This window comes from Natronorubrum bangense (assembly GCF_004799645.1).
GTDB lineage: Archaea > Halobacteriota > Halobacteria > Halobacteriales > Natrialbaceae > Natronorubrum > Natronorubrum bangense.
Map to the genome: position 1 here is coordinate 1721414 of NZ_CP031305.1, position 21310 is coordinate 1742723.

At 62.8% G+C, this 21310-nt stretch carries 23 protein-coding genes and 2 tRNA genes; 11 read left to right on the top strand and 14 right to left on the bottom strand.

The genetic code is table 11. From position 1 onward, the window contains the following. Nucleotides 1-144 precede the first annotated feature (144 nt). Complete coding sequence (locus DV706_RS08580) at nucleotides 145-750, top strand: FxsA family protein (RefSeq protein WP_006065035.1); 606 nt, start codon at nucleotides 145-147, stop codon at nucleotides 748-750. A 68-nt stretch (nucleotides 751-818) separates the two neighbouring features. Further along, a tRNA-Ile gene (locus DV706_RS08585) sits at nucleotides 819-892 on the top strand. Nucleotides 893-1191: 299 nt separating this feature from the next. On the opposite strand, the gene DV706_RS08590 is transcribed toward DV706_RS08585, so the two are convergent. From DV706_RS08590 to DV706_RS21435, 3 genes are all read right to left on the bottom strand, one after another. Then, nucleotides 1192-1650 (bottom strand): hypothetical protein, encoded by a 459-nt coding sequence (locus DV706_RS08590; RefSeq protein ID WP_006065034.1) that lies wholly within the window; start codon nucleotides 1648-1650, stop codon nucleotides 1192-1194. Between the two features lie 428 nt (nucleotides 1651-2078). After that, nucleotides 2079-3437: a chromate efflux transporter gene (gene chrA, locus DV706_RS08595; protein ID WP_006065033.1), complete on the bottom strand. Its 1359-nt coding sequence runs from the start codon at nucleotides 3435-3437 to the stop codon at nucleotides 2079-2081. A gap of 79 nt (nucleotides 3438-3516) precedes the next feature. Continuing rightward, nucleotides 3517-3675, bottom strand: a complete 159-nt coding sequence (locus tag DV706_RS21435) for a hypothetical protein (RefSeq protein WP_161569795.1) — start codon at nucleotides 3673-3675, stop codon at nucleotides 3517-3519. Here DV706_RS21435 and DV706_RS08600 point away from each other — a divergent pair. Both DV706_RS08600 and DV706_RS08605 read left to right on the top strand, forming a co-directional pair. Next, the gene (locus DV706_RS08600; RefSeq protein ID WP_006065032.1) at nucleotides 3674-4744 is read left to right on the top strand and encodes an anthranilate phosphoribosyltransferase; all 1071 of its coding nucleotides are present in this window, start codon (nucleotides 3674-3676) and stop codon (nucleotides 4742-4744) included. The two genes, DV706_RS21435 and DV706_RS08600, sit on opposite strands and share 2 nt — an antisense overlap. A 180-nt stretch (nucleotides 4745-4924) precedes the next feature. Further along, nucleotides 4925-5686 carry an SDR family NAD(P)-dependent oxidoreductase gene (locus tag DV706_RS08605; RefSeq protein ID WP_006065031.1) on the top strand — a complete coding sequence of 254 codons (762 nt, stop codon included), beginning with the start codon at nucleotides 4925-4927 and terminating at the stop codon, nucleotides 5684-5686. A gap of 90 nt (nucleotides 5687-5776) precedes the next feature. Here DV706_RS08605 and DV706_RS08610 read toward each other — a convergent pair whose 3' ends face one another. After that, nucleotides 5777-6748 (bottom strand): succinylglutamate desuccinylase/aspartoacylase family protein, encoded by a 972-nt coding sequence (locus DV706_RS08610; RefSeq protein WP_049889671.1) that lies wholly within the window; start codon nucleotides 6746-6748, stop codon nucleotides 5777-5779. A gap of 142 nt (nucleotides 6749-6890) precedes the next feature. Here DV706_RS08610 and DV706_RS08615 point away from each other — a divergent pair, with 142 nt between their 5' ends. Continuing rightward, nucleotides 6891-7409 (top strand): peptidylprolyl isomerase, encoded by a 519-nt coding sequence (locus DV706_RS08615; RefSeq protein ID WP_006065029.1) that lies wholly within the window; start codon nucleotides 6891-6893, stop codon nucleotides 7407-7409. Nucleotides 7410-7492: 83 nt separating this feature from the next. On the opposite strand, the gene DV706_RS08620 is transcribed toward DV706_RS08615, so the two are convergent. Then, nucleotides 7493-7648 carry a rubrerythrin-like domain-containing protein gene (locus DV706_RS08620; RefSeq protein ID WP_006065028.1) on the bottom strand — a complete coding sequence of 52 codons (156 nt, stop codon included), beginning with the start codon at nucleotides 7646-7648 and terminating at the stop codon, nucleotides 7493-7495. Between the two features lie 198 nt (nucleotides 7649-7846). Here DV706_RS08620 and DV706_RS08625 point away from each other — a divergent pair, with 198 nt between their 5' ends. From DV706_RS08625 to DV706_RS08635, 3 genes are all read left to right on the top strand, one after another. Continuing rightward, nucleotides 7847-8797, top strand: coding sequence for an oxidoreductase (locus DV706_RS08625; RefSeq protein WP_006065027.1), 951 nt, complete (start codon nucleotides 7847-7849; stop codon nucleotides 8795-8797). Nucleotides 8798-8898: 101 nt separating this feature from the next. Next, nucleotides 8899-9237: a ferredoxin gene (locus DV706_RS08630; RefSeq protein ID WP_006065026.1), complete on the top strand. Its 339-nt coding sequence runs from the start codon at nucleotides 8899-8901 to the stop codon at nucleotides 9235-9237. A gap of 90 nt (nucleotides 9238-9327) precedes the next feature. Then, nucleotides 9328-9411, top strand: a tRNA-Leu gene (locus DV706_RS08635). Nucleotides 9412-9619: 208 nt separating this feature from the next. Here DV706_RS08635 and nadC read toward each other — a convergent pair. From nadC to DV706_RS08670, 7 genes are all read right to left on the bottom strand, one after another. Further along, complete coding sequence (gene nadC, locus DV706_RS08640) at nucleotides 9620-10435, bottom strand: carboxylating nicotinate-nucleotide diphosphorylase (protein WP_006065025.1); 816 nt, start codon at nucleotides 10433-10435, stop codon at nucleotides 9620-9622. Continuing rightward, nucleotides 10425-11951: an L-aspartate oxidase gene (locus tag DV706_RS08645; RefSeq protein WP_006065024.1), complete on the bottom strand. Its 1527-nt coding sequence runs from the start codon at nucleotides 11949-11951 to the stop codon at nucleotides 10425-10427. Before DV706_RS08645 ends, nadC begins: the two co-directional genes overlap by 11 nt. Before the next feature lie 6 nt (nucleotides 11952-11957). Beyond that, on the bottom strand, nucleotides 11958-13091 hold the full coding sequence (nadA, locus tag DV706_RS08650; RefSeq protein WP_006065023.1) for a quinolinate synthase NadA: 1134 nt from the start codon (nucleotides 13089-13091) through the stop codon (nucleotides 11958-11960). A 242-nt stretch (nucleotides 13092-13333) separates the two neighbouring features. After that, complete coding sequence (locus DV706_RS08655; RefSeq protein ID WP_136350842.1) at nucleotides 13334-14095, bottom strand: GIDE domain-containing protein; 762 nt, start codon at nucleotides 14093-14095, stop codon at nucleotides 13334-13336. A 114-nt stretch (nucleotides 14096-14209) separates the two neighbouring features. Continuing rightward, nucleotides 14210-15433, bottom strand: coding sequence for an ABC transporter permease (locus DV706_RS08660; RefSeq protein ID WP_136350843.1), 1224 nt, complete (start codon nucleotides 15431-15433; stop codon nucleotides 14210-14212). Next, entirely contained in the window at nucleotides 15430-16212 is a 783-nt protein-coding gene (locus DV706_RS08665) for an ABC transporter ATP-binding protein (RefSeq protein ID WP_006065020.1), read from the bottom strand. Before DV706_RS08665 ends, DV706_RS08660 begins: the two co-directional genes overlap by 4 nt. Nucleotides 16213-16360: 148 nt before the next feature. Beyond that, nucleotides 16361-17935, bottom strand: a complete 1575-nt coding sequence (locus tag DV706_RS08670) for an amidohydrolase (protein ID WP_006065019.1) — start codon at nucleotides 17933-17935, stop codon at nucleotides 16361-16363. 111 nt (nucleotides 17936-18046) lie between these two features. Here DV706_RS08670 and DV706_RS08675 point away from each other — a divergent pair, with 111 nt between their 5' ends. Continuing rightward, nucleotides 18047-18433: a hypothetical protein gene (locus DV706_RS08675; protein WP_006065018.1), complete on the top strand. Its 387-nt coding sequence runs from the start codon at nucleotides 18047-18049 to the stop codon at nucleotides 18431-18433. 67 nt (nucleotides 18434-18500) lie between these two features. Next, the gene (hmgA, locus tag DV706_RS08680; protein ID WP_136350844.1) at nucleotides 18501-19727 is read left to right on the top strand and encodes a hydroxymethylglutaryl-CoA reductase (NADPH); all 1227 of its coding nucleotides are present in this window, start codon (nucleotides 18501-18503) and stop codon (nucleotides 19725-19727) included. Here the strand turns inward: hmgA and DV706_RS08685 are convergent. Both DV706_RS08685 and DV706_RS08690 read right to left on the bottom strand, forming a co-directional pair. Continuing rightward, nucleotides 19724-20080 carry a hypothetical protein gene (locus tag DV706_RS08685; RefSeq protein WP_049889653.1) on the bottom strand — a complete coding sequence of 119 codons (357 nt, stop codon included), beginning with the start codon at nucleotides 20078-20080 and terminating at the stop codon, nucleotides 19724-19726. The two genes, hmgA and DV706_RS08685, sit on opposite strands and share 4 nt — an antisense overlap. 57 nt (nucleotides 20081-20137) lie before the next feature. Beyond that, a complete protein-coding gene (locus DV706_RS08690; protein ID WP_006065017.1) occupies nucleotides 20138-20662 on the bottom strand; it encodes a DUF5817 domain-containing protein in 525 nt (174 codons plus the stop codon). A gap of 114 nt (nucleotides 20663-20776) precedes the next feature. On the opposite strand from DV706_RS08690, the gene DV706_RS08695 reads away from it, so the two are divergent. Beyond that, entirely contained in the window at nucleotides 20777-21118 is a 342-nt protein-coding gene (locus tag DV706_RS08695; RefSeq protein ID WP_006065016.1) for a cupin domain-containing protein, read from the top strand. The last annotated feature ends 192 nt before the right edge of the window (nucleotides 21119-21310 follow it).

The following is a 21310-nucleotide window of genomic DNA, read 5'->3' on the forward strand; positions in this document are numbered from 1 at the left end:
GGCTGTCGCAGGCGTAAGCCCTTCGTTCGATGCTAGAGCGACATCTCCGGGACTCGAGGGCTCCAAGTCCGATCGAGATCGTTTCGCTCATCCTGTAAAACACGAGAGTAAAGCGTTTTCACTCTCCACCGGCTATACTGGGGCATGCTCCGGTGGATCTTCGCGCTCCTGCTCATCCCATTTCTCGATGCGGTGATTCTCGCAATCGTCGTCAGCCAGACGACGTACATCGGCTGGGTGGGAATGGTGTTGCTCGTCGTCCTGACCGGACTCGTTGGCATGTTACTCGTTCGTGCCGAGGGTCGTCGAACCATCCGGAAAATGCAGCGGTCGATGGCCCAGGGCAAACCGCCAACGAACGAACTGCTCGATGGGGGCCTGCTGATCGCCGCTGGTGCATTCCTGCTCACACCCGGATTGGTCACCGACATTATCGGGTTCCTACTCGTCGTTCCGCTGACGCGGCTCCCGATTCGGGCCGCCCTCAAACGCTTCGTGATCGTCCCCTACGCGGACAAGAAAACGGGCGGCTTTGCCAGCGGGAAAGTCTGGACCTTCGGCTTCCCCGACGAGGGGATGGCTCGAGAGAGCTCCCAGGCCAGTCCGGCCGACGGCGGAACGTACGACCTCGGAGCCGATGACTACTCCGTCGACGCCAACAACAGTGAGGAGTCGTATACGATCGACTTCGGGAACGAATCCACGACGGATGAACTGGACGACGACACCGACGATCCCTCCGCTCGGTAGCGATTCTCACGGCACTCGAAGAAAGAAACCCTTAAACATACCAGCCAACAACTACTGAATGCGAACGCGGGCCAATAGCTCAATCAGGTTGAGCGCCACTCTGATAAGGTGGAGGCTCTCGGTTCAAATCCGAGTTGGCCCATACTTTTGCTGCGAACAACTTCGTGAGCAGCAAATTCTGTATCCAACTCGGTTTGAGCCCTGGAAGTCGCATGCTCGCGAGCGAAGCGAGTGAGACCGTCTTCCTCCGGTTCAGATCCGAGTTGCCCGACTGCTTTTCGGTTGAGTTCCGTTCTGAGCCGGCGGCTCAGCCGCTCATATCGGCTCACTTCGGGCGAGGGAACGATGAACAATCCGGCTGCTCGAGTTCACTCGCTCCGCTGTCGGATATCGAACTATCAGTAACAACGACTAAGCATCGGAACCGCTCTGGGGCGGCTGTCAGTTCTGCTCGGTGGCGTTCGACGGAGTGTTCGCTGCGAGATCCGTGAGAGAGCGGTCTCGAGCGTCGCGAACACTGCTGCCTGGTCGCTCCGAAAGATGTGTATAGCTCAGCAGCGAGCCGTCTTTGAGCACGACCTGCAGAATATCGCGTTCTTCAATCTCGTCGAACGTGGCTTTGGGTTCGACGTGTTGGTCAACGAGTTCGCCATCCTTCTCGAGTAGCAAGACGACGTGTTGTCCGTCGACGATTCGATCAACGACGGCGACGTACTGTGTCGCACCCTCCGGAACGTCGTCTGCTGTCGCGCCGGTCGAGTGGGCAGCGGTGTCTGCTGGCTGGCGTTCATCGGCTCCGGTCTGTGCACCGGCGACTGCTGATGCGACGCCTGTTGCCGTTCCAAGGGCGCCAAGTGTTTGGAGAACGGTTCGCCGTGATGGCCGTTGTCGGTGAGACATACCCCCGTTGGCCGCGGTATGACTGATAAACCCACGGACGGATCGGCGAGCACTGCGACAGGCTGTTGGCCAGGGGATACCGGGTGGGCAGCAACTCGGTGTCATCGAAACATCGCCTCTCGGAATCGCACTCGAGAGTCGTGTGACTGAACAGCCATCACCTGGGCTATCCGGCAGTCGATGCAGTCACAACCGACTGCTCTGCGGGCCGCTCCAGATAAGTCCTAACTGGTTAGGCATATTTCTTGTTACAATTCTGTCCGTACTGTGGGATGCCGTCTTGCATGGACGGCGGCCCCTGGGGCGCACGTGGGAAAACAACGGGGCCACTTTTCGGCTCGCGTACACCGGTTCGCTCTCACGTGTCGATCGACGGATCCGAGATCCGTTCGTCGATCAACCACCCCAGCTACCAACACTCGAGTGAGCTACACCACGAGAACGAACCACGCGACTCCGACGCCACCGCCACCGAGGATGAGTGCCGCGGCGTGGATCCCACGAACGAACAACCAGCAGGTCACGGCGGCTAAGAACACGGTGAAGGGATCGACGAACGACTCCATGGCGAGCGTGACTGTCGCACCGAGGATCGCACCGACGACGGCTGCGTTGACGCCAACGAGGGCCGACTGGACGATGTCGTTCTCCCGAACCCTCGCGAAGTACGGGAAAAATCCCATGATAAACGCGAACGAGGGGCCGAACGCGCCGATCATCGCGACGAGTGCGCCGACGACGGCGATCGTGACCAGGCCGTAGGTATCGAGCATGAGCTTGTAGCCGACGAACGCCGTCGTCATCACGACCGGTCCAGGAGAGAGCTGCCCGATTGCGATGCCGTCGACGAACTCGCGACCAGTCATCCAGCCGAACTCGCTGACGACGTAGAGTTCGATAAACGGAATCAGCACGAGCCCGCCGCCGTAGATGAACGAGCCAGTGTAAATCATGAACGCGAACAGCTGTACCCATGGGTTCGCCCAGACCGCGAGCAACAAGCCCCATAGCGGACTGGCTTCGATGATCCGACGTGTCGCTGGGCCGAGAAGCGCAAACAGGCGATCACGGATCGCGAATGTGATCCCGGCGAGGAGTCCGACGATCGACCACAGCGAGACTCGCCGCCAGTTCTGCCGGACCCACCCCGATCGGTAGATCCCGACCGCGATCGCTCCGGCAACGACGAACTGCACGACGGGATTCATCCCGATGGTGGCTGTCACGACGACGGCGGCGGCGAGCAGCCCGACCAGCAGATAATCGATCGACCACGTCTCATCGCCAAACTGGAACTCGACGTCTGCCCGTCCCTCCGCGAACGCACTTTGTGCCATCGACCACGATGCCCCGACGATGAGGCCGATCACAACCGGGTTGATGCCGTAAAACAGCGCTACAACCGACGGCAGCTCCTGATAGGCGAAGTACAGCCATGAGAAGAAGACGACGATGACGAACGTCGGGAGCATGAAAAAGAACCCAGCGACGATCGCTCCGAGATTCCCAGCGTAGAGCCACCCCATAAAGATCCCAAGCTGTGTCGATGCGGGGCCGGGAAGCATATTACAGATCGCAAGCCCCTCCATGAACGTCGATTCATCCGCCCACTCACGGCTATTCTCACCGACGAGATCGGCTTCCATCATCGCGATGTGGACGAGTGGCCCGCCAAAGCCGACGATGCCGATGAACAGATAGTATCTCGCGATTTCGAGCAGTTTTCGCCGCGACGGCTCACCGCGATAGGCGCCAGCGGAAGACGCCGTCTCTGTCGTCTCGCTCACAGTGTGAGACTCACCTCGAGTCTCGATAAGCGTGCACCTGTCCATCGCTGCGTTGTGGCCGAGTAGCGTCGGTCGTGGTTCACCGAGACGGCCTGTTCGATCGCGTGCGGGCAAGCGGCGCAACCAGCGTGCTGAGATTCGTCTCTGCCTCGTGCAGACGGTCGAAAACGGGCGCGTCTCTCGTGTTGACTCCCGGAAGCGGGAGGCTTTTGATCGGCCCCTCCAAACCGTCATCCATGACTCACTCAGCCCAGGAGTTCGGCGAATGGCCGCTCAAACGGCTGCTGACGGCCGTCGTCGGCTCCGGCCCCAAATCTGCCGACGACATGAGCTACGCGCAGGCTCGAGAAGCCTTCCAGCGGATTCTGGGCGGCGAACCCGACGAGACAACGCTCGGTGCGTTCTGGCTGGCAAATCGTTGGAAGCGAAACACCCCTGGAGAGCTGGCAGCCTACACCGACGTCATGCGCGAGGAGTCGGTCGTGACCGCAGAACCCGACGTCGATCCCGTCGACTGTGGGGCAAACTACGACGGCAAACACTCCTCGGCCCTCCTCGGCGTTGGTGCCGGAATCGTCGCTGCGGCTGCGGGAACGCCGGTCGTCGTCCACTCCGGTGACCGTGTTCCCACGCAGAAAGCGACGGCGTACAAACACGTTCTGGACGAACTCGGCGTGCGGACGGAACTCGAGCCGGCCGAGAGCGCCGAGATGGTCGACGAGACCGGCTTCGGCTTCTACTACCAGCCCGCGTTCAACCCGGGTATTCAGGACCTCTACGAGCGACGCGACGAGATGGGCGTTCGCACGTTCGTCAACACCATCGAAACCGTCGCCAACCCCGCAAACGCCGATGTCCACCTCGGCTCGTTCTATCACCTCGCGTTCGCGAAGAAGCTGACCGACCTCCTCAACGAAAGCGACCAACTCGAGTTCTCCCGGGCGATTTTCTTCCAGGGAATGGAAGGCTACGACGACATCCGACCCGGCTACACGAAAGTCGCCGAATGGAGCGAGGAGGACGACGAACTCGAGGACTACGAGATCGAAACCGCCGAGTACGGCATGGCAATGGAAAGCGACGACCTCGCAGTCGACGACGTCACCGCGGAGTCGGCGTCGATCACCGAGGCCGTTCTCGCTGGCGAGCGCGATGACGCGTTCGCAGATGCCATCGCACTCAACGGTGCGTTTCGGATGTACGCTCGCCAGGATGTCGACACGCTCGAGGAGGGGTTAGCGCTAGCTCGTGAGGTCATTGCAGACGGTCGCGCTGAAGCGGTTCTCGAGGAACTGCAGGCGTTCTGACCCGTTTCAACGGGCGTTGCACAGCTGTTGGCCGAGATGTTTTGCCCAAACATCAATGGATCGATATCTAGTGCGAATGCTTTCCACTGTTCAGGATGGTTCGCCAAATCCCAAACAGCTTCGAGCCAACGTCCGAAAACGATGAACGAAGTTATGTAATGGCGGTCCGATGACAGCTGTATGCGACTCGAAAGCAAGACAGTTGTTATCACAGGCGCAGCGTCGGGGATCGGGCAGGAAACAGCCAAACGGTGTGCCGAGGAGGGTGCGCGAGTGATCGTGACGGATATCGACACGAGTGGTGGCGAGGAGACGGTGGCTTCGATCGAAGACGCCGGCGGCGAGGCGTCGTTCGCCGAACTCGACGTCACCGACAGCGAGGCCGTCCACGCCGTCGTCGACGAGGTCGCCGAGAACGACGGCCTCGACGTGCTGGTCAACAACGCCGGCATCGGTCACCCCGGTTGCAGCCTCGAGGAGATCGACGACGAGATCCGGGATTTCGTGGTCGACGTCAACATCAACGGCGTCTGGAACGGCTGTCACGCCGCGCTGCCACATATGAAAGCACAGGGCCACGGCTCGATCGTCAACATCGGCTCGCTGGCGAGTCTTCTCGGGCTGCCAAAACAGGCCGCCTACTCGACGACCAAAGCCGCCGTGTTGAACATGACTCGGGCGATCGCCGCCGAGGCAGGCCCGTACGGCGTCCGTGCCAACGCCGTCTGTCCGGGTTTTACTGAGACGCAGCTGCTCGAGCAGTATCTGGCAGGACAGGACGATCCAGACCACGCCCGCCAAGAGATGGTCGAGCAGTATCCGCTCAAGCGGTTGGGGACGCCCGAAGAAGTCGCGAACGCAGTCCTCTTTCTCGCGAGCGATGAGTCCTCGTTCGTCAGCGGCCACGGGTTGGTCGTCGACGGTGGCTTTTCGACCTGCTGAGACGGATGGCAAACCACGTCTCCCACCACACCACACTGTTCGTGGTCCACCACTGGATAGCCGACCGTCTGCCATCGTGTTCGTGGCGGTTCACCGGTCGCGGACCAGCGCGACGCTTGCGAGTTGGTCGCCCGCGACGACGGTCGCCTCTTGGGTGAGCACGTAGAGCAGCCCGCTCCGGTCTGCCGACGCCTCGTAGAGTGGTTTGTACGTCGTCGGATCGTACACCGTTCCGACCGTCGTCCCCTCACTAACGAACTGGCCGACCTCGAGTGTCGGCTCCGGGCGGAACAGCCCAGAGTCAGTGGCGGTGACCTGTCCGAGATGGTTTCGAGCGACCGTCTGCTCTCGCTCGGGGACGTCGCCGGGAAGCATTCCGAGGTGGCGACAGACGTCGAGCAGCCCGTCGACACCGATCTCGACGACGGCTTCGACGATCTGCTTGTTGTGTGCCAGTTCGGGCGTGACCGCCGGAATTCCCTCCTCGGCGGCGACGACGCGAAGTTTGCCCGCGAACCCGCGCTGGTGCCACTCCTCTTTTGCGTCGTCGTCAGCCTGTTCAGAGAGCAAGAGACCGGTTCCGAACGCTTCCGCGAGTTGTCGCGCGTCCTCGTCACCCTCCTGATAGACGACGTGGGGGAGCATATCTGGGCTGCCCGTATGGAGGTCGACGACGGCGTCTGCCTGACTGATCTCTGCCCAGAGTCGGGCTGCCATGCGCTGGTGGAGACTCCCCTCGGCGTCGCCGGGCCAGATCCGGTTCATGTTTGGGTTGACGCTGTCGAACACCTCCGGCGTCGTATAGGAGACGCGATCGAACGTCAGCGGGTTCGCGACGGGGACGGTGACGACAGTTCCCGACAACTCCTCGAGCGGCAGCCGATCGTGAAACCGTCGGAGCGCTTCGGTTCCGTTGATCTCGCGGCCATGCTGGGCTCCCTGGACGTAACAGGTCGGACCGTCCTCCGCACCTCGATACCGGTGGATCATCGTCGTCACCGCCATGCCGGAGGGGAGCCGCGCGAGCGTCACCTCTTCGGACGTATGCGTTCCAGTGGTCATACGGTGTCGTTCCACGTCCGGGTGTATGTAGCTGCGGCCGCCTCGTGCCACCTGCGACTGCTGTCTCCACGCGATGGTGTCGTGATCGTCGCCGCGACTCGAGACCACTATCGTTTTCTGTCGGCCCGCCGTCGCTGACGCTATGGGAGACGTTACTGCGACCCTCCACACTAACAAGGGAGACATCGATGTCGAACTGTACGACGACCGCGCACCACGGACCGTCGATAACTTCGTCGGCCTCGCAACTGGTGGCAAAACCTGGACCGACCCCGAGTCGGGCGAGGAAGTCGAGGGCGAGCCGCTGTACGACGACGTCGCCTTCCACCGCGTCATCGAGGGCTTCATGATTCAGGGTGGCGACCCAACCGAAACCGGTCGCGGCGGCCCCGGCTATCAGTTCGACGACGAGTTCCACGAGGAGCTGCGCCACGACGACGCTGGCGTTCTGAGCATGGCAAACTCCGGCCCGAACACCAACGGCTCGCAGTTTTTCATTACGCTCGCCGCCCAACCTCACCTCGACGACCGCCACTCCGTCTTCGGCAAAGTCACTGACGGCATGGACGTCGTCCGTGAGATCGGCTCCGTCGACACCGACCGAAACGACAAGCCACGAGACGAGGTCGTCCTCGAGTCGGTCTCCGTCAACTACGAGTAACGCCACCGCTTGGCGTTTCGATCGAATCTCCGTTTTTGGACCGAAACAGCGCGTCTCGAGCAGTCAATCTCGTGAATGAATGACTACTCGACCGATTTCGCCCGGTTGTGGAAATCACCGCCACAAGCCTCGCATTCGCCGGGATTGGTCTCGGCCGTGACGATCTTTCCACATTGGAGACACTCGTACTCGGATGTGATATCTGACGTGTCGTTTTCGACGTCTTGACCGTGTGGCATACTCTGACATTGGTTCGCTAGACACAAAAGGCTACGTGTCATGTACAGCAACCGTCACGAGCACTGTCCTGAGACGAGCTGTGTCACCGTGTTCACAACGGTTGCTGCCATCCGGATCAGACAGCGCTGACTTCCTGCTCGCCGTTGTGGAGTACCGCGAACAGTATGCTTAGTTGTGTCGCACCCGTTCGCACGCGTATGGGCTGGACTGCCGCCGACATTCCGGAGCAACGAGGTCACACCGTTGTCGTGACGGGCGCAAACAGCGGTATCGGCCTCGAGACTACCCGAGAACTCGCCCGAAACGGTGCGACGGTGGTCATGGCCTGCCGGGATACCGACCGTGGCGAGAACGCAGCACGGGACATCCGGGTGGACATCCCCGATGCAGATCTCCGCGTCGAAACGTGTGATCTGGCGAGTCTCGAGTCGATTCGTGCGTTTGCAGACCGTCTCGGCTCCGAATCGATCGATGTGCTGATCAACAACGCCGGGACGATGGCGATCCCGCGCCGGGAGACCGCCGACGGGTTCGAGACCCAGTTCGGCGTCAACCATCTGGGCCACTTCGCGCTCACGGGGCTGGTGCTCGACGACCTGCGGACCGACGGCCCGGAACCGGCACGCATCGTCACCGTTTCAAGCGGCCTTCACGAACGCGGCAAGATCGTGTTCGACGACCTTCACGGCGAGCGTGGCTACGACAGGTGGGACGCCTACAGTCAGTCGAAACTCGCGAACGTGCTCTTTGCGTACGAACTCGAGCGACGGTTTCGCGCAGGCGGCGTCAACGCAGTAAGCGTCGCGGTCCACCCCGGATACGCCGATACGCAACTGCAGTCGCGCAGCGTCGAGGACCGTGGCCGTGTGATTCGAACGGCAACGCGGCTCGCGAACACGGTGCTGGCACAGCCTGCCGAACAGGGCGCATTGCCGACGCTGTACGCCGCGACTGCGCCGGACGTCGAGGGTGGGGCGTACTACGGTCCTGGTGGGTTCATGAACATGCGTGGTACTCCTGAGCGGCAGGCGTCGTCGGACCGCTCGTACGACCGCGAGACGGCCCGCCGGCTGTGGGATGTCTCGAGCGAGCGAACCGGTGTTGCGTGCGCGCTTCCCGAACCGAAGCTCGCAAAGCGCTCGTCGTAACCGCAGACGCTCGTCGCCGGACTCGAGTCCAGCGCCGTCGCAGCCACACCTGCCGCTGCTCGACCGTAACGCGAAAGACCACAGCAACGAATCTCTCTCCAATGAGCGACGACGGTATCCAGCGTGCGAGCGACATCGGCTCGTCGGAGACGCCACCGATCGACGAAAAGCCCTACAAGCTCATCTTCGAGGCCAACAGATGCTTTGGTGCTGGCAAATGCGCTGAGGTCAGTGACAACTGGGAGATGTCGATCACATCCGGAATCGCCCAGCCGAAGACGTACTTCTTCGGCGAGGACGACCTCGAGCACAACGTTCGTGCAGCGGACGTCTGTCCGGCAAAAAAAGACGACGGCTGTATCCATATCATCGATCGTCGAACCGACGAAGAGATCGCGCCCGATCCACACGGCGACGGGACGTTAAGTGTTGACTGGTGACACGAACGCGGACTTCACACTGCGTGCTACGCGACAGCAACATCGAAACGCACATTCCACGTGGGGTACTACCCTCGAGTGCACTTCTGTGCGAGGGTAGCCAAGCAGGCCAACGGCGGTGGGCTTAAGACCCGCTCCTGTAGAGGTCCCTGGGTTCAAATCCCAGCCCTCGCATGTCGCCACGAACAACTCGTGAGTGGCGACTGCGGTATCTGGATTTGAAGTAGAGAAGTCGCAGCACCGAGCGAAGCGAGGTGATCGTCTTCGCGTAGTTCAAATCCCAGCCCTCGCATGGCTGTCGCGAGCAGTCACGACCGACAGCCCTCGTAGACCGCCTCGAGGTGAGTGTCTGTCTCTCGAGCAGTCGCTGCTCGAGCCATCGCTACTCGCCGGTCCGAAACGAACAATCGAGCGCCGGAGCCGAATGTGTAAGCGACCCCATCGAGATAACGTCGACATCCGTCGCGGCGTAGTCGGCGACGGTCTCACAGGTAATGCCGCCGCTGGCTTCGGCGAGAACGCCGTCATACTCCGCGAGCAATGAGACGGCGTCGCTCGTCTCAGCGGGTGTCATGTTGTCCAGAAGGACGATATCCGCGCCGGCTTCGGCGGCCCGCGGTGCGTCATCGACGGTCTCGACTTCGACATCGAGTTTCGTCGCGAACGACGTTCGCTCCTCGAAGTGATCGATCGCTTCCTCGAGGCCCATCTCGGCGATGTGGTTGTCTTTGACCATCACCATATGCGAGAGGTCGAGTCGGTGGGTGTCGCCGCCGCCGGCGACGACGGCGCGCTTCTCGAGCCCACGGAGGCCGGGGGTCGTCTTTCGGGTCGCGGCGATTCGGACAGTGTCGGATTCGGCTCGCGCCGCCTCGACTGCCTGATGAGTTCGCGTTGCAATGCCCGAGGCGTGGCCAGCGAGATTCACCGCCACCCGTTCGCCCCGAAGCACCGCTCGTGTGGGGCCCTCAACGCGGAGGAGTTCGTCGCCGGGTTCGATCACGGTGCCGTCCTCGAGACACGCACAGATGTCGACGTCGAGATACTCGAAGACGGCTGTTGCGGCCTCGAGGCCCGCGACGACGCCGGGTTCCGTCGCGACGAGCCGCCCCGTCGTGTCGCCGGGAACCTGATTCGTCACATCGTGGTGGCCGAGGTCCTCACGCAGCCAGCGTTCGAGCTGTGTGTCAGTGAGCATGAGTGTGGTCAACCGTCTCACTCGAGTCGGCAACGACGTAGTGACAGCCTTTCGAATCGGGGTTCTCGCTCGCTGCCCGTGCGATCAGCAAGGCGGTGACACAGGCGTGCCGAAGTTCGTACAGTTCGCGAGCCGTCCGCGTGCGAATGTAGGCGTCGAGTTCGCCTTTGAGCCGCCGGAGAACGGCGCTCGCGCGGGCGATTTCGTCCGGGTCACGCTCGAGACCCAGATACTCGTCCATCGTCCGCTTCAGTCGGATCGACTTCTCGGCGGCGAAGCGCTCCGGAAGGTCGGGGTCGCTGTTGCGGAGCTCGGGTGCCTCGACGATCTGCGGTTCAGCGCCGGACTCTGCAGCGTCTGCACCCGCACGCAGCCCCCAGACCAGCCCCTCGAGCAGGCTGGTACTCGCCAGTCGGTTCGCGCCGTGGACGCCCGTGCGGGCGCACTCGCCGACGGCGTACAGTCGATCGAGCGACGTTTGCCCGTCCTCGTCGACGTCGATCCCGCCACAGAGGAAGTGTTCGCAGGGAGCAACCGGGATTTCCTCGCCCTCGATCCCGTGGTCGCGACACGTCTCGGCGATGGCGGGGTACGCTTCCTCGAACTCGCCCTCGAGCGTACTGACATCCAGCACGACCGCTCCCGTCGCCTTGCGTTCGGTTTCGACAGCGCGGGCGACGGCGTCCCGCGGTGCGAGGTCGCCCTGCGGGTGGTAGTCGTCCATGAATCGGTCGCCGTCACCGTTCCGAAGCACGGCGCCCTCGCCGCGCAGCGCTTCAGAGAGGAGGAACGGATCATCGCCATCGTATACAGTGGGGTGAAACTGCACGTACTCGAGGTCCGCGACGTCTGCACCCGAAAGCGCGGCCATAGCGATCCCGTCTCCGGTCGCGTCGTCGGGGTTGGTCGAGCGTGTATAGAGTGCACCGATCCCGCCGGTTGCGAGGATCGTCGTGCCCGCGAAGATGGGGTGGCCAGTGGGCGCGGCGTCGCTGACGACACCGTGGACGCGCCCTTCGTGGGTAATCAACTCGAGTGCGGCGGTGTCCTGTCGGATCTCGATCCGGTCGTGATCGTCGATGTAGCGCAGAAACGGCCGCAGGATGTGGGTCCCCGTCGCGGCGTCGACGTGGAGGATGCGGGATTCGGAGTGGGCAGCCTCGCGCGTGTAGTCGAACTCGCCGGTATCGGTTTCGTCGAACGCGATGTCCAGCGTCTCGAGTAGCACATCTTCGACGGCGTCGTCGGCGTTCTCGACGAGCACGTCGACGGCGTCGGGATCGGCCGTGCCGTCGCTGGCTGCGAGGATGTCTTGTTTGAGGCGCTCGGGATCGTCTCGAGTCGTCGAAATGCCTCCCTGGGCCCAGTCAGTGCTTGCGCCGTCGGGGCGTTCGGCCTTGGTGAGCAACAGAACGTCGCTGCCGTTGCGGGCGGCCGACAGGGCAGCCGCACAGCCCGCGATGCCGCTGCCGACGACGAGGACGTCTGCAGTGTCGTGGTCTGGTGTCTCTGTCATTAGTGGTTAGATCTCGAGCATTCGCTCGAGGGCAAGTCCGGCGAGTTCTTTCTCCTCGGGGGCGACTTCGATCACGTTGCGTTCGCGGCCCGCAACGAGCTCCTCGAGCACCCATGTGAGGTAGTTGGGGTCGATCTGGCGCATCGCGTTACAGTCCATACAGGCGTCCCCACACAGCGGGAGGACGTTCACCTCGGGATGCCAGCGCTTCAGGTGCTCGGTGAGGTGGATCTCGGTGCCGATCGCCCACGTCTCGCCGGGGTCGGCGGTTTCGATCGTTTCACAGATCGTCGCGGTCGAGCCCGCTTTGTCGGCGGCCTCGACGACCTCGCGCCGACATTCGGGGTGGACGATGACCTGTGCGTCTGGGTTCGCATCTCGAACCTGCTCGATATGGTCGGTCGTGAACCGTTCGTGGACCTGGCAGTAGCCATCCCAGAGGATGATATCGCTCTCGGCGACCTCCGCGGCAGCTTTCCCCTCGGGATCCCACGGATCCCATTCGGCGATTGCGTCTTCCATTCCCATTCTGTGGGCGGTGTTCTCTCCGAGATGTTTGTCCGGCAAGAACAGGACCTTATCACCCTTCTCGAAGGCGTACTCGAAGGCCTTGTGGGCGTTCGAGGAGGTACAGACCAGTCCACCCTGACTCGCACAGAACGCCTTCAGGTCCGCATAGGAGTTCATGTACGTGATCGGAATGATGTTCGCGTCGGGCGCGGCGGCCGTGATTTCGGCCCACGCGCTGTCAACCTGCAGCGCCTCGGCCATGCCCGCCATCGGACAGGAGGCCTCCATGCTCGGGAGGATCACCGTCTGGTCGTCATCGGTGATGATGTCCGCGCTCTCGGCCATGAACGTCACGCCGCCGAAGATCACGTACTCGGCGTCCGCGTTGGCAGCCTCTTTCGAGAGCTGATAGGAGTCACCGATGAAATCGGCGTGTTCGACGATCTCCTGGCGCTGATAGTTGTGGCCCAGAATCACGACGTCGTCGCCGAGTTCCTCGAGTGCCGCCTCGATGCGTTCGGTTCGTTTGGACGTCTCGAGGTCCCGATACTGGGGCGGCAACTGCTCGAGGGAGTCGTATTTGAACAAACTTAGATCGGTTTCCAGCTCTGCCGTTTCCATTTTGACCATATCACGTCACCTGTGGTTGCTAGACATCAGCAGGGACTATTGAATAACTTTTTCCTTCGATAGCTGATTATGGGTGATAACCACCGATTGGTACGCCGATCGAAAGCGCTGGCGCTGTTGGTCTGTTTCAACAACAGGTTTTGTGTGACAACTGAACCGATGGACACACCCCTTGTACAGCTATCGTGCGATGGGATGTGCAATGAGGGGAGGCTACTGCAGTCGGTAGTGCGGCCGAACCGCTAGAAGAGCCCCGACGGTGTGGCCAGCCAGCCGCCAAGGAGAGTGACGACGAGCCCCCCAGCCAGCCACGGGAGGACGGGTTTGACGAGGAGTCGTGCTGCGCCGTCCTGCGAGGAGTCGGAGACGACGAACGCCGGCGTCTCCGGCCCATCTTCGATCACTGCACTCACGTCTCGCATCGTCTCTCGCGCGCCGATATCGTACCGCGATTGGCCGAGGACGTAGCCGTCGTCACCCGCCTCGAGCCGCCGTTCGTGATACCGTCGGTCGTTGCCAGTCACAATTTCGACGACGCGGAGATCGAGCGCGGTGTTCTCCGACTCGAGATCCGACTCGGTCTCGAGAAACTCCTTGATAGGGTCCGGTTCGGGCTCGCCGCCGTCGACCTCGACCGTAGTTGCCGTCGTCAGCGCCAGCGTGGCTCCGCCAGGATCGACCTGAACGCTTGCCGTCTCGTCTTCGAGTCGGAACCGGACCGCGTCGGACCCCGTCTCGACCGTGTTCCACGACGAGTTCTTGCCGCTGGACTGGTACTCCTCGACCTCGTACTCGTAGGCGAGACAGTCGCGCTTGGTCAGCGGTGCTGCCACAGTCTCATCGACGACGCTCGCGGTGCCCTCGAGTTCGACGGGTCCCGTGGCTCGCTCGATCGTGACGACGTCGTCGGTGTCGCCGCGATACACGTGATAGGTCGGCCGGAGCTTCCAGCAGCCAACGCCGATAGCGCCGAGTCCGGCGAGGACGAGCAGTGGTCCGATCATCGGTCAACGATTTCGATTCCAACTGGTAATACTGTTGGTTCTCGAACACTCGTGATCGAGACGAACACGACAGCGACGTGTTGGTCGGCGTTGGCTGCCGACCTTCCGACGGCACTACTCGTGGCGTAGCGCTTCGATTGGGTCGACACGGGCACCCCGCCAGGCGGGATAGAGTCCGGAGACGACACCCACACCGATGCCGACGACGATCGCGATGACGACCCAGTCGAGCGGGTACGCCATCGGCCACTCGAGCAGCCACACGCCGAGGTAGCCGGCACCGAGCCCGGCGGCGACGCCGACGATCGAACCGATCACGCCGAGGATGACTGACTCGACGAGAAACAGCTGCATAATGTCGCGTTTGGTCGCCCCGACGGCTTTCATGATCCCGATCTGGCGGGTTCGTTCGGTGACGCTGACGATCATGATGTTGGCAATCCCGATCGAACCGACCACGAGCGCGATTGCGGCGACGGCACCGATGAACACCGTCAGCTGATCGACGATATCGGTGAACTGCTCGATCGTATCCTCGACGGTCTGGACCTGCATCTCGTGGTCGTCCTGTTTCAACTCGGCTGCATCGGAGTCGTCCTCGAGGTACTCGGTAACTGCCTCCTGGGCCGGATCGACGTCGTCGATGCGTTCGGTGCCGACCACCAGCGATGGATACGCCCGTGTTTCTTCGCCACGTGGCGTCTCGACTGTCGTCGTGTAGTAGGGGTCGACGGAAACGAACAGCTGTGGCGGCGTCTGTGCACCCATTTCGGCCTCGACGACACCGGTGACGGTGACATCCGCCGTCTCACCGTCTTCGAACGTCAGCGAGAGCTCGTCGCCAGCCGAGACGTTTTCGTCGAACAGCTGGCTGGTCTGTTCGTTGATCACGGCTTCGCCCTCCCCTTCGAACGGCTCTCCCTCGACGAACGTCGAATGATCGAACCGATCAGCCGTCGTCGCCTGTGCGTCGATCACACCGGTTACCTGCTCGTCGCCGGTGTCCGTCTGGGCGAGTTCAAGCGAGCCGTCCGGGGCGACGAACTCGACGTCGTCGAGCGCCTCGAGCGCCTCGACATCGCGTTCCGTATAGATCGGCGTATCGACGAGCATGATGCCGACACCCGCCTCCGGCTCTGTCTGGGTCTGAACGGTCATCACTGGCTCCTGTTCGGCCTCGATATCGCCGACGACGCTCTCCGAGAACCCACCACCGAGCACCATGAACGTGATCACGGCAGCGATACCGATGATAACGCCAATCGTCGTCAGCGTCGACCGAAGCTTATGCGAACGGATCGAACGCCAGCTGATTCGCAGACTCTCCCGGAGATTCATGGATCCGTTTGCACCTCTTCGTCGGACGGCTGCGCCGCAGCGAGTGCTTGGTGACCGACCGCCACGTCTCGACGCGAATCGAGATGTTCGATCTCCTCGAGTTGGCCGTCGACGAGGTGAACGATATGATCGGCGTACTCCGCGACCTGTCGTTCGTGGGTAACCAGCAGTATCGTCGTCCCCGCACGGTTGAGTTCGGCAAACAGGTCCATAACCTCGGCACCCGTTTCCGTATCGAGGTTCCCCGTCGGCTCATCAGCTAACATGAGCGTCGGATCGTTTGCGAGCGCCCGAGCGATGGCGACCCGCTGGCGCTGGCCGCCCGAGAGCTCACTCGGCGTGTGCTCGAGTCTGTCACCGAGCCCGACGCGCTCGAGTAACTGTTCGGCCCGTTCGTGTCGACTCGCCTCGACAGCGTCGTGAAAGACCAGCGGCAAGGTGACGTTCTCGGCGGCAGTCAGCCGTGGCATGAGATTGAACGTCTGGAAGACGAACCCGATCTCGGTGCCCCGGAGCCGTGCTCGCTCGGCGTCGGAAAGTGCGCCGATCGGTTCGCCACTGACCGTAACCCGACCCTCGGTCGGCGTGTCCAGACAGCCGATCAGGTTCATCAGGGTGCTTTTTCCCGACCCGCTCGGTCCCATGACCGCGGTAAACGATCCCTCACCAAGTGACAGCGAAATGCCGTCGACTGCATGCACCGGCTCGGCAAGCTGGTACGTTCGGCGGACGTTCGCTGCGGTGACCGCTGCCGTAGTCGGTTCGCTGCTGGACGACATACGTTAGCACCCGCTACACCAGTTGGCCAGTTAACAGTTACAGGTACTGGCTCGAGTGCGAACAGGTCACGGATCCAACCACAGGACGGGACGGTCGCACTGACAGCCGATGGGGACGAGCGGGTCGAGACGACTGCCTCGAGGCGCGTTAGGCCTCTCGTCCGTCGAAAACGACCTCGCCATCGACGATCGTCATCGCCACGTCGATTTCGTCGATTCGCTCCGCTTGCGTCCACGGGGACTCCTCGAGCACCACGAGATCCGCCCGCTTGCCGACTGCGAGCGTTCCGAGCCGATCTTCGTCGAAGCCAGCGAAGGCCGCGCCGTGGGTGTACGCCCGCAACGCTTCGGTAACCGACAGCCGCTGGGCATCAGTTGGGGCGGTAACTGCGTGTTGAACTCCCAACAGCGGCTCGAGCGGCATACAGTCCGAGCCAAATGCGAGGGGAACACCGGCCTCGAGCACTCGGCGGAAGCGATTCGTCCGGAGTCGGCGCTCCTCTCCAAGTCGCTGGTCGTAAAGCCCTCCCTCGCCGGCCCAGCGGTGGAAGTTCGGCTGCATCGACGCGACGATGCCGGCCTCGGCCATGCGGTCTATCTGCGCATCGGTCAGCAGTTCGGCGTGTTCGATCCGGTGACGGCGGCCGCCGGGGTCGCTGGTCTCCTCGAGCGCCGACAGCGTCTCTTCGATGGCCTCGTCGCCGATGGCGTGGATACAGAGCTGATACCCCTCGCCGTCGGCGCGGGCGACGAGCGTGCCGAGTTCGTCGGGATCGACGACCCACTGGCCTCGTTCGTGGTCGGCCGATTCACACTCACCGTCGGGCTCCGCAACGACATCCGCGTACGGCTCCTGGAGTTTCGCCGTTCGGCTGCCGATGCTCCCGTCAGAAAAGGACTTGATCGCGCCCGTCTGCACGCGATCGCTGCCCGCGTTCGTCGTCAACCCGACGTCGACGAGCGACTCGAGGTGGTCGCTCCAGTAATCGATCCGAACGCGAAGCGGCAGTTCATCGTCGGCTGCCAGCTCGCGGTAGACACGGGGTGCACTCGAGCCACGAACCTTGTCGTGGACGCCAGTGACGCCGTGTTCGACCGCATACTGTGTCGCTGCCGACAGCACCTCCCGAAGCTCGTCGCGGTCTGCCGTCAACTGCCGCCTGACAGCTTCGGCAGCATCCTCGACAGCGACGCCAGTCGGCTTGCCGTCTGCCGTGCGGAGGTCGTCGGCGGGGAGGTCGTCTGCGAACCGTTCGAGTGCGACCGAGTTCAGCGAGGCGGTATGCAGGTCGACGCGCATCGCAACGACGGGGCGGTCCTCGCTGACGGCATCGAGGTCTGTCCGCGTCAGCGGGCCGCTCTCCCACGCGCTGTCGTCGTAGCCGAAGCCGAGCACCCACTCGCGGCCCGGATCACGGTCGGCCTGTGCCGAGAGTTCCTCGAGACAGTCGGCGGCGCTGTCGGCGGTCGATAGGTCGGCGTGGACCAGATGCTGGCCCAGCTGTTCCATATGTGTGTGAGCGTCGATAAAGCCCGGCAGGACGACCCGGCCGTCGCAGTCGATCACGTCGGTTTCGACGCCCTCGAGAAACTCGAGTTCGTAGCTGTCACCGAGGCGGATGATCTCGCCGTCGCGGATTGCGACGGCCTCGAAGACGGTATCGGGATCGGTGAGCGTGTGAACCGCCGCGTTCACGAGCAGGCGGTCTGCAGCGTCAGTCATAGCTGAGAGGCGATGGGCAACCGACAAAACAGTTTGGTCCAGTCGTCGCCGGTGGCCTCTGAAACTGCATCTGAGCACAAGGTTGACCACACCGCCCGTGGATTCGTCCGTATGATCGATCGCAACGGCCGCATCGTCTTCGGGGCGCTTCTGGTGCTCGTGCTCATCCTCACCGTGTCGGCCATTGCCGAATTCCAGTACGGTATCGAGCTTTTCGACTACCCACTCCTGTCGTTTCTGCTGTTTGCCGGCGTCGCCGTGGTCGCGCCACAGCTGTATCTCGCCATGACCGACGACCACGTCCCACCCCGGAGTCGGATTCAGTTCGCGGCGGTCACCACAGCAGTCTTTGCGATCGTGTTCGCTGGCATCGCAGATGGCGTTCGCTCGCTGCTGATCGCAGCCATCGGCACGTGTGCGCTCTTCGGACTCATCAGCTACGAGGTCCTCATCGGCTACCGATCGACAGGCGATGAGTCCCCGACGAGGGCACCATGAGTCGTGGGCGATGTCCGCGCGAGGGAAATCAGCAATCCTTAGGACCGGCCGCTGTCTTGGCCAACCCATGACAGACCCCGAGAACCTCGTCGCACAGGTACGCGAGGGCGACCTTCGGCTTCACGAACTCGAGGATCACGCTGACGCCGACACGGCAGCGACGGCCCGTCGGCTGCTGATCGAACGCGAGACCGACACCGATCTCGAGACGATCGGCGACTACACGTTCCCAGCCGAGCAGGCGGAGCCGAACATCGAGAACATGATCGGTGCAGCCCAGATCCCGATGGGCGTCGTCGGCCCGGTCGCCGTCGATGGCGGCGCAGCCAACGGCGAGCACTATCTCCCGCTGGCGACGACCGAAGGCGCGCTACTCGCGTCGGTCAACCGCGGGCTCAGCGTCATCGACGCTGCTAGCGGCGCTGACGCTCGAGTGACGAAAAACGGGATGACCCGCGCTCCGGTGTTTCGGGTCGCCGGCGTCGCAGAAGCCGCCGAAACGGTCGAGTGGGTCACCGACAATGTCGAGGCACTTCGCGAGGCTGCCGAATCGACGACGAGCCACGGCGAACTGATCGATATCGAACCCTACGTCGTCGGCGACTCCGTCTATCTCCGATTTGCCTACGACACCAAAGACGCGATGGGAATGAACATGGCCACCATCGCAACCGGCGAAGCCTGTGCGGTCGTCGAGTCGGAGACACCCGCCTCGCTCGTCGCGCTCTCGGGCAACCTCTGTTCGGACAAGAAACCCGCCGCCATCAACGCCGTCGAAGGGCGCGGGCGCTCCGTCACGGCCGACGTCCTGATTCCCGGCGAACTCGTCGAGCAGCGACTGCACACGACCGCCGACGCTATTGCCGAGGCGAACACGCGCAAGAACCTCACCGGCAGCGCCAAAGCCGGCAGTCTGGGCTTTAACGCCCACGCCGCCAACGTCGTCGCCGCCGCCTTCCTCGCGACCGGCCAGGACGAAGCGCAGGTCGTCGAAGCCGCAAACACGATCACGACCATGGACGCCCGCGAGCGCGAGGACGGCACCACCGATCTGTATGCCAGCGTCTCGCTTGCCTCCCTCGAGGTCGGCACCGTCGGCGGCGGGACGAAACTGCCGACCCAGGCCGAAGCGCTCGAGGTCCTCGGCCTCCGTGGCGGCGGCGAGCCAGCCGGGTCGAACGCCGACGCGCTGGCCGAGATCATCGCCGTCGGCGCGCTCGCCGGCGAACTCTCCTTGCTCGCGGCGCTTGCCTCCAGGCATCTGGCGAGCGCACACGAAGACCTCGGGCGCTAGCCGGCAGCCTGTGTCTCTGTGTTGCGCGCTCGAATCGTGACGAGCGCGATGTAGGAGCCGCTGGCGACGAGCAGCACCAGCCCACCCAGTACCTGCGGGCCGTTGATAGCCAGCGTCACGAGCGCCAGTCCGACCGCCGCGACGCCGTGTGCAAGCGCGAGGTCACGACGCCCGTATGCGCCGTGAAGGAGTCCGACAGCGGCGAACGTCGCGGCGAACGCTCCCGTCGCCAACATTGCGGCATCGAGTCCGAGTATCGTCTCGTTGATGTACCGACTGTACCCAAAGAACGCAAGCGCGACGAGCGTTCCGACACCGATCGCCGTCCCCTGTACGTCCACCGTCTCATCCATTTTCTTCTCATTGCGGCCCGCGGTGGAAAGCCCTGACGTTTGCCCGATCTCATGTCCCTACAGCAGCCGATAGCGGCCACGACTCTCGCTGACCGCACCGCGTCTCGTGAGTTTCTCGAGCGCGTTTTCGACGTACCCCGCCGAGACGCCGCGCTCGCTGGCGTAGTCGATCACCTCGTCTTCTGTCGGTCGGTCGAGCTCCGCGAGCGCCGCTTTGACGATCTCCTTCTTGCTCCCGCTGCGTGTCGGTCCGCGCGGATCACGCTCGCCGGCCGCCGCGACCTCGTCAACGTCGAGGCCCGATTCCTCGAGGTACGCCTCGTCGTCGACGACACCGTCGGCCACCTCGTCCTCGAGGGCGTCGTAGGAGTCCAGTTTGGCAAACGCCTCTCCCTCGCCCTGTCGGTTCGCAAGCATCGACGCGCGCACGTCACGAGCGTGACTCGCGTCCTCGGTCTCGACGAACTTCTTGCGTTTCTCGTAGGCCCGCCGCGAGCCACAGCGGGGACACTGGGTCGTCTCCGAGCGACCCTCGATGATCCAGAGGTTCGAACACTCGCTACAGCCGACGACAGCGTACATACCTCGAGATGGCAGCGGCCGATAGTTCAACCTTCGCCACGCGTGGTGAAACTGAAACCGCCGAGCGTATCGTCGCCACCCGGTATTATGCGCCAGCGTGTACTCCTGTGTCGTATGGAACGCGTGTCACTGTCCGACTGTGAACCGTCCGAAGCCGCCGACGGCGTCCACCTGGCGCTGCTGGCCGGTGCTGATGAAATGAATATCCAACACTTCGAGATCGAACCCGGCGCGGTCGTCGACGAACACAGCCATCCCCACGAACAGACAGGGTTCATCTACGAGGGTGAACTCGTCTTCCGCTCGGACGGTGAGGAGGTCGTCTGCGGGTCGGGAGATTCGTACGCGATCCCGGGCGACCAACCCCACGCGGCCGAGAACCGCGGTGAGGAGACGGTCCGCGGCGTCGACATCTTCAGTCCACCGCGGGAACAACCGAGTTGGCAAGCCGAGTAACGCACTCGAGGGAAGCCGATTTTTCATGTCTCGATGACGCGACTCGTCAGGCGCTGAGCCGACGGTGTTCGCACGCCGTGTGCACCGAGACAGCATCAGAATATTTACAATGCAGATTTCAATACTACAACTGTGCTTGCACAACAATGGTTGTACCTGGAGCGGATGAACGCGCAACCGACGTGACGGCGA

Bases quoted from the DNA above. Each gene is read 5' to 3' on its own strand.
- DV706_RS08580 (WP_006065035.1), top strand. From the start codon at position 145: ATGCTCCGGTGGATCTTCGCGCTCCTGCTCATCCCATTTCTCGATGCG.
- DV706_RS08590 (WP_006065034.1), bottom strand. From the start codon at position 1,650: ATGTCTCACCGACAACGGCCATCACGGCGAACCGTTCTCCAAACACTT.
- DV706_RS08600 (WP_006065032.1), top strand. From the start codon at position 3,674: ATGACTCACTCAGCCCAGGAGTTCGGCGAATGGCCGCTCAAACGGCTG.
- DV706_RS21435 (WP_161569795.1), bottom strand. From the start codon at position 3,675: ATGGATGACGGTTTGGAGGGGCCGATCAAAAGCCTCCCGCTTCCGGGA.
- DV706_RS08605 (WP_006065031.1), top strand. From the start codon at position 4,925: ATGCGACTCGAAAGCAAGACAGTTGTTATCACAGGCGCAGCGTCGGGG.
- DV706_RS08610 (WP_049889671.1), bottom strand. From the start codon at position 6,748: ATGACCACTGGAACGCATACGTCCGAAGAGGTGACGCTCGCGCGGCTC.
- DV706_RS08615 (WP_006065029.1), top strand. From the start codon at position 6,891: ATGGGAGACGTTACTGCGACCCTCCACACTAACAAGGGAGACATCGAT.
- DV706_RS08620 (WP_006065028.1), bottom strand. From the start codon at position 7,648: ATGCCACACGGTCAAGACGTCGAAAACGACACGTCAGATATCACATCC.
- DV706_RS08625 (WP_006065027.1), top strand. From the start codon at position 7,847: ATGGGCTGGACTGCCGCCGACATTCCGGAGCAACGAGGTCACACCGTT.
- DV706_RS08630 (WP_006065026.1), top strand. From the start codon at position 8,899: ATGAGCGACGACGGTATCCAGCGTGCGAGCGACATCGGCTCGTCGGAG.
- nadC (WP_006065025.1), bottom strand. From the start codon at position 10,435: ATGCTCACTGACACACAGCTCGAACGCTGGCTGCGTGAGGACCTCGGC.
- DV706_RS08645 (WP_006065024.1), bottom strand. From the start codon at position 11,951: ATGACAGAGACACCAGACCACGACACTGCAGACGTCCTCGTCGTCGGC.
- nadA (WP_006065023.1), bottom strand. From the start codon at position 13,091: ATGGTCAAAATGGAAACGGCAGAGCTGGAAACCGATCTAAGTTTGTTC.
- DV706_RS08655 (WP_136350842.1), bottom strand. From the start codon at position 14,095: ATGATCGGACCACTGCTCGTCCTCGCCGGACTCGGCGCTATCGGCGTT.
- DV706_RS08660 (WP_136350843.1), bottom strand. From the start codon at position 15,433: ATGAATCTCCGGGAGAGTCTGCGAATCAGCTGGCGTTCGATCCGTTCG.
- DV706_RS08665 (WP_006065020.1), bottom strand. From the start codon at position 16,212: ATGTCGTCCAGCAGCGAACCGACTACGGCAGCGGTCACCGCAGCGAAC.
- DV706_RS08670 (WP_006065019.1), bottom strand. From the start codon at position 17,935: ATGACTGACGCTGCAGACCGCCTGCTCGTGAACGCGGCGGTTCACACG.
- DV706_RS08675 (WP_006065018.1), top strand. From the start codon at position 18,047: ATGATCGATCGCAACGGCCGCATCGTCTTCGGGGCGCTTCTGGTGCTC.
- hmgA (WP_136350844.1), top strand. From the start codon at position 18,501: ATGACAGACCCCGAGAACCTCGTCGCACAGGTACGCGAGGGCGACCTT.
- DV706_RS08685 (WP_049889653.1), bottom strand. From the start codon at position 20,080: ATGGATGAGACGGTGGACGTACAGGGGACGGCGATCGGTGTCGGAACG.
- DV706_RS08690 (WP_006065017.1), bottom strand. From the start codon at position 20,662: ATGTACGCTGTCGTCGGCTGTAGCGAGTGTTCGAACCTCTGGATCATC.
- DV706_RS08695 (WP_006065016.1), top strand. From the start codon at position 20,777: ATGGAACGCGTGTCACTGTCCGACTGTGAACCGTCCGAAGCCGCCGAC.